The 6,124-nt window shown below is 67.1% G+C and carries 3 protein-coding genes and 2 pseudogenes; 3 read left to right on the top strand and 2 right to left on the bottom strand.

Features of this window, described 5'->3' with window-relative positions; genetic code table 11:
* Positions 1 to 121 precede the first annotated feature (121 nt).
* Positions 122 to 357, top strand: a pseudogene (locus ACWCXB_RS34740) (GntR family transcriptional regulator); the annotation flags it as partial.
* A 123-nt stretch (positions 358 to 480) separates the two neighbouring features.
* On the opposite strand, the gene ACWCXB_RS34735 reads toward ACWCXB_RS34740, so the two are convergent.
* Positions 481 to 1,212, bottom strand: a complete 732-nt coding sequence (locus ACWCXB_RS34735) for a hypothetical protein (RefSeq protein WP_450728175.1) — start codon at positions 1,210 to 1,212, stop codon at positions 481 to 483.
* Positions 1,213 to 2,176: 964 nt separating this feature from the next.
* On the opposite strand from ACWCXB_RS34735, the pseudogene ACWCXB_RS34730 reads away from it, so the two are divergent.
* Both ACWCXB_RS34730 and ACWCXB_RS34725 read left to right on the top strand, forming a co-directional pair.
* Positions 2,177 to 3,208, top strand: a pseudogene (locus tag ACWCXB_RS34730) (ISAs1 family transposase); the annotation flags it as partial.
* A gap of 718 nt (positions 3,209 to 3,926) precedes the next feature.
* Positions 3,927 to 4,658, top strand: coding sequence for a thermostable hemolysin (locus ACWCXB_RS34725; protein ID WP_450728173.1), 732 nt, complete (start codon positions 3,927 to 3,929; stop codon positions 4,656 to 4,658).
* A 289-nt stretch (positions 4,659 to 4,947) separates the two neighbouring features.
* On the opposite strand, the gene ACWCXB_RS34720 is transcribed toward ACWCXB_RS34725, so the two are convergent.
* A complete protein-coding gene (locus ACWCXB_RS34720) occupies positions 4,948 to 6,060 on the bottom strand; it encodes a fatty acid desaturase family protein (protein ID WP_450728172.1) in 1,113 nt (370 codons plus the stop codon).
* Positions 6,061 to 6,124 lie beyond the last annotated feature (64 nt).

Raw genomic sequence — 6,124 nt, 5'->3', positions numbered from 1 at the left:
GACGTTGTTCACCCAGTACTTCTCGGGGTCCGCGACCGACTCGCCGACCTGCGAGAACGCGGCGAAGTGGAGGACGCCGTCGTACGAGGAGTCGACCGGCCTTGTGCCCACACGGGTCAAACCCGTCCTGCTCGCGACCTTCGACCGGCTGTGGACCGCGAGCGAGTCGGCTCGCCCTCTGGTCGGCGCTGCGCCACCCCAAGATGGACGCCGTTGGCGAGCAGCGCCGGCTGGAAGAGGCGGCGCCGACCCGCGAGGCCGACACCACGGCTGAGATCCCGCTCGGCCAAGCACCCGGCCCAGACCGCGATCGGGCTGAACGGCTGTGCACGCCACGACCCCGTGAAGGGGGCCTGAGGGCAGGGCCTGCCCAGTGGACACCCGGGCCGGTTCGGAGGCTTCCTGAGTAAGGCCAGGACAGAACTCGACGGTCACCGCGCCTTCGCTGTGGCGCAGGGCGGTGATCTCGTGAAGCCGGTCTCAGGGAAGGCGATGCGGGTCGCCGGGTATCGGTCTCAGTCCGTGGATGCTGTCAAGAACTTCCTGCGGGTCCAGCCAGCGGGTGCTCCGGGATCCCGGAAACTGGAGCCTGGCCTGCCCCATCGGGTTGAGGCACATTGTCACTGGTCTCACACGCTGCCCGAGGCCCTCACCGGGAATACCGAGTTCGTGTGGTTCGACGTCCAGGGCGGCTGTTCCAAGAACGGGCACGGAGAGCGGGAACATCTTGATCGCATCGGCCGCGCAGCCGGCCGCCGGATGGCCGCCGCGCTTGGCGTGATCCATGAACAGCACCGGGAAGGGGGCGATCACAGGACTCAGCACCTGCCAGCACGCCCCGAACACATGAACCCTCCCATCCTTCACAGCGGGGGCGATCCACTCGGCCTGCCGCGGACTTACCGGTACGGAGAGGATCACGCTCTCGGCGGCCAGCAACGAGTCCAGAACGCGCCTGCCCCGTGCGGTCAGAGCGAGCATCGCACGCAACTCGGCCCTGGTCCTCGGATGGTGGACCCAGAGGGTGGTCGGAAAGCTCAGGGAGCGCCCCAAAGCCCGGTTGACGGCATGAGACTGGGTCGCGGCGACAACGCAGGTGAGGGGGGCCGGATTCGGAAGTACCACGGCCCGACCGTCATGCAGGTGGCGTTGAGCCTGTTCGACATCGACGGTACCGTTGTCGACGGCGAAGTCCGCCAGCCTCTTCGTCACTCTCGACTCTCCTGTACCAGGCACCGCTCCGCCCTCCCCCGACACGCCGAAGCGCCTACCTCGAAATCACTGGCTCAAGGGGTGCGCTTCGGGGGCAATCGCCGTCATCCCGGTGCGCCCCGATCTCTCGGTCCAGGAAGCGGCCGCCCGGTGCCAAAGCGTTGGTGATCTCACGCGGAGGGAGGCAGGTGTCCACACGACCTCGGTGGTGACCTACCCCAGTAATCCGCGCTCGCGTCATCCTACCAAGACACTCCCTCCGCGGACACGTTTAAACCAACAAGGGTGCATGACCATGTGTTGGTTTGCCGTGTACGCTTTGACCGCCGGAGCGATCGTGTGTCCAAGTGAGCCGCGGCGAGTGAGCGGGGTACGACACGGCCGCAGCGCTCCAAGATCCCGCTACCGCTGAAGGGACTGCCGCTCCTGTGGCGAACCAAGAGGACGCCAAGAAAAGCAGGGGGCAACAGCACCGCAAGCAGGTTCTGTTGCGACTCCATCCCGACCTCTACGACGCCCTGGCCAGCTGGGCCGGTGATGAATTGCGCAGCACCAACGCGCAGATCGAGTTCCTGTTGCGCACCGCTCTGACCGAGGCAGGCCGATACCCCGCGGTCCAGCGGGCAGTTCCACGGGACTTCCAAGACCCCCCTGTGAATCGCGGTTCCCTGCCCTTCCGTCGGCAGCCCGGCCGACCCTGATCACTGGTCCATCGCCGCGTCCTCGCGCCAGCGGGCTCAAGGTGTGTGAGAAACCATCGGGAGAGAGATCCACCCGCATGCAGGGCGGGAGGCCGTCGGGTCGGCCGTTTGAAACTGACTGACCCGTACCGCAGGGCTTCGGCGTAGTCGCGTGTCGCCCGGTTCGTGGCGATCTGCCAGCTCGGCGGGGCTCTCGGAACGTTGACAGGCACGGCTTCCAAGATCATGGAGTTCTCTACGCCCCGTGATCCGAGTGGAAGACCGTGCCTGCAGACGCATCATCGCTGATCCCGCCTGCCCTTGACCAACTGCGTGAGAGTCCGCAGGCCGGACCCGAGGAGGTCCCGGGCCTGCTGGAGCGGCTGGCTGAGGTGCCGGACCCGCGTGATCCACGCGGCGTGCGCCACCGCCTGGCCGTCGTGCTCGCACTCACCTCGTGCGCGGTGCTGGCGGGAGCGACCTCGCTGCTCGCGGTCGCTGAGTGGATCGCCGACGCCCCGGCGCACGTGCTCGAACAGGTCGGCGCCCGCCCCGATCCGCTTCTGCCCAGGCGGGTCCTGCCTGCTGAGACCACGGTCCGCCGGCTGCTGGCCCGCGTCGACGGTGACGCACTGGACAGAGCCGTCGGGAGCTGGCTCGCGGACCGCCGCCCGAAGGCGACCGGGGCCGCCGGGCTGCGCGGCCTGGCCGTGGACGGCAAGAGTCTGCGTGGCGCGGCCAGGGCGAAGGACCGGAAGATCCATCTTCTTGCCGCACTCGACCACACCACCGGCCTGGTCCTTGCCCAGATGGACGTCGGCGAGAAGACCAACGAGATCACCTGCTTCCAGCCCCTGCTGGACACCGTCACCGACGTGGCCGGCGTCGTGGTCACCAGCGACGCCATGCACACCCAGCGCGAGCACGCCGACTACCTGCTCGGCCGCGCGGCGCACTACATCGTGATCGTCAAGGGCAACCAGAAGAAACTGCGCCGACAGCTCAAGTCCCTTCCCTGGAAGGACATCCCACTCCAGGGACGCACCAAGGGCGTCGGCCACGGACGCGCGGAGATCCGCCGGATCAAGGTCGCCACAGTGAACAACCTTCTCTTCCCCGGAGCCCGCCAGGCCGTCCAGATCAAGCGCCGCCGCACCGATCGCAAGACCGGCAGAACCACCGTCAAGACGGTCTACGCCGTCACCAGCCTGACCGCCGAGCAGGCCGCCCCGTCCCAGCTGGCCCGGCTCGTCCGCGACCACTGGAGGATCGAGGCGCTGCACCACGTCCGCGACACCACCTTCGCCGAGGACGCCTCACAACTGCGGACCGGCAACGCGCCCCGGGCGATGGCCACCTGGCGCAACCTCGCCATCGGAGCCCTCCGGGCAGCCGGAGCGAAGAACATCGCGGCCGGCCTCCGCCACAACGCCCGCGACCCCCGTCGCCCCCTCGCGCTCCTCGGCCTCAAGTGATCACAAACTGGGCGTCACGCGACTACGCCGAAGCCCTGACCCGTACCGTTCTCTGATGTACGGTCAGATGTCTGGCGCGAAACGGATCGGTGGCAATAGCGGAAAATCCTTCGATTCGTCGTCAGAACCCTTGAAAACCGGAAGTTGAGTCCTCATTATTATCGGCTATGGACGCAAATCTCAATTCGTCTGGTATCCGAGAGTGTCGAGCCATGGGTCGACCGGCCCAGGCAACCGCGATCGTCTCCACAGGGTCAGTCCGCGAAATGACATGCGCCCGATATGCGCCGAAGGTGTGTGTCAACGGCCACGGAGGGCACCGCGCCCAGTACGGCAGTGGCCGGAGTAGCGCCCCGGCGCGACTCCGAGCCGCCGCCTCAACACTGAGGGCGGTGACGCGGAGTGACGGTCCTTCCGCCGTAGGCGGGGTGAGTCCGAAGGCTGATACACGACGGCGCCTCGGGGGCAGAAGGATCGTAAAGGAGCCGGAGGTCCGGGAATGGTCCACTCCTCGTCCGGTCGGCTGGTCTACCCGGTCGCGGGCATGCCGGGTCGGGTCATGACGGCCTCGGAGCTCGCCGCCCTCCCCGGCGGCGTGCGTACGGAAGCCGCCCACGGCATCGAGGTCACGGTGGCCACCGGCGCCGCGTTCGCGGAGGGGCTGCGTTTCTGCGCGGAGAAGTACGAAGCCGAATATGGGGCGTCGTGGATTTCGGAACCCGACGTGCTGTTCGTGGCGCGGCGGGATGGGAGAATTGTCGCGACAGCCGGTCTGGAGATCGGCGCACGGCGACCTCACCTCGACACCGAGCGCTATTTTCGACTGACGCCGGGAATGCGCGAATTCATCGACCGAAACCGCGGTCGCTCCGGGGAATTCGGACGTTTCTCGTCGTACGACCCTCTGGCCGCCCAGGCCGTCCTGCACGCGCTGATCAGCTACTGCAGGCAGGCCGGGATTGAGTACCTCTTCGCCTGGACCAACCCACAGGTCTACGCGCACGGGGTGAAGCGGCTGGGGGTGCCGTTCTGGGCCCTGGAGGTGCCGATAGACGAGCAGGAGGTTCGCGGCGACGTGCACTGGACCAGACCGCCGTTGCGGTTCTTCCTGCGGGAGGACCCCCCGAGGCTGCTGCTCGCGATCATCCCGTTCTTCGACCTGGTCAACGACCGGCTCGCCGCGACGTACGGGCGCCCGCTCGACCTCGTGCCCGGTCGCCGTCCGCCGGTGGCAAGAGTACCCGTACAGCGCCGAGGGCCAGAACCTCTGTCTGATGGGCTGACGGGCTAGAGGCCGACTGACCGTCCAGACGCGGCCGGGCGCCGAACCGGCTCCGCCCCGAACGAGTTCGTCGTCTGTGTCCGGGATGAGGACGGAGCGTCGAGGTTCACGAGAAAGGCTGGGTGTCCGTCCGAACCGGGTCGGCCACGCGTCCCAGTTCGAGGGAGCCGATGAACTGGCCGACGCATCCGGGAACGGCTCGCTCGTACGAGGCGGACCGCGGCGTGGTACGCGCGACGAGACGAAGCGGAACGGGCGGGCAGCAGCCGCCGGTGGGCGCGGCCGCTGCCCGCCGTTCTCACGTGGTGGGCCGCAGATACTGTTCCACCGTGCCGTTGCGCACGGGCGCGCTCACTTCGTGAAGGAAGGACGCGACCTCCCGGTAGGAGCTCCAGAACCCCACCTCGTGGTAGGGGATGCCGCGCTCCTCGCAGTACTCCCGGGTGAGTTCCCGGGCCCGGGGAAGGTTCTTCTGGGCCATGGACGGGAACAGGTGGTGCTCGATCTGGTAGTTCAGACCGCCATAGAGGAAGTCGATGGTCCGTGAGGGATGGATGTTCCGTGAGGTCAGGACCTGCCGTTCCAGCCAGTCCAGCGTCTCCTCCTCGCCGTCGCGCACGTCCATCCCCTTGTGGTTCGGGGCGAAGATCATGCCGAAGTAGAAGCCCTGGGCGGCGTACTGGACCACGATGAACGACGCCGCGAGCATGGGCGAGAGAAGCCAGAACGTCAGGCCCAGGTAGATTGCCGCACGCACGGTGATCAGGGTTCCCTCCAGTAGCGGCTGCTTGACCTGGCCCCGGGAGATCTCCTTCACGGCGATCTTGTTCATCTGCACCGACTCCAGGACGAGCAGGACGAAGAACAGCACGCTCTGGTAGCGCACGATGAGCCGCTTCCTGCCGCTGCGTGTCGCGTACTGCTTGAGGTCGAAGATCACCGTACGGCGCCCGATGTCGGGATCCATGTCCAGGTGATTGGGGTTGCTGTGGTGGCGGTTATGCTTGTTGACCCACCAGCCATAGCTCGCGCCGTTGATCAGGTTCGCGTGGATGTAACCGACCGCGGTGGACGCGCGCTTGCTGCGAAACATGGCCTTGTGACCCGCGTCGTGGAACATGAACGCGCACTGGGCCCCGCACAGGCCCATCCAGGCGGCCACGACCAGTTGCCACCAGCTGTCACCGAGCAGGAAGAACGCCACGAAACCCACGGCCAGGAGCAGCGCGTTAAGAGTCATCCGGCCGATGTAGTACCGGGGGGCGAAGTCGAGTAGCCTCTCCTTCTTGACCCGCCTGAGGAGTTCGGCGAAGGTCGCCGAGGCCCCGGCGGTCGGTTGGGAAAGGGACGGCTGCGATGCGGTGAGCGGCTTGGAAACGTCCCGTGAGGAGGGAACGTGTCGCGATGGCATACGGTGCACTCCTTCGACTGAGGTGCTCGGCTTCGTGCCTGGATTCGTGCGTGGCAATGAGCGG

This window comes from Streptomyces sp. NPDC001514, from assembly GCF_053597075.1.
Note: the sequence above shows the minus strand (reverse complement) of the source record. Positions and strands in the feature narration are given on the sequence as shown.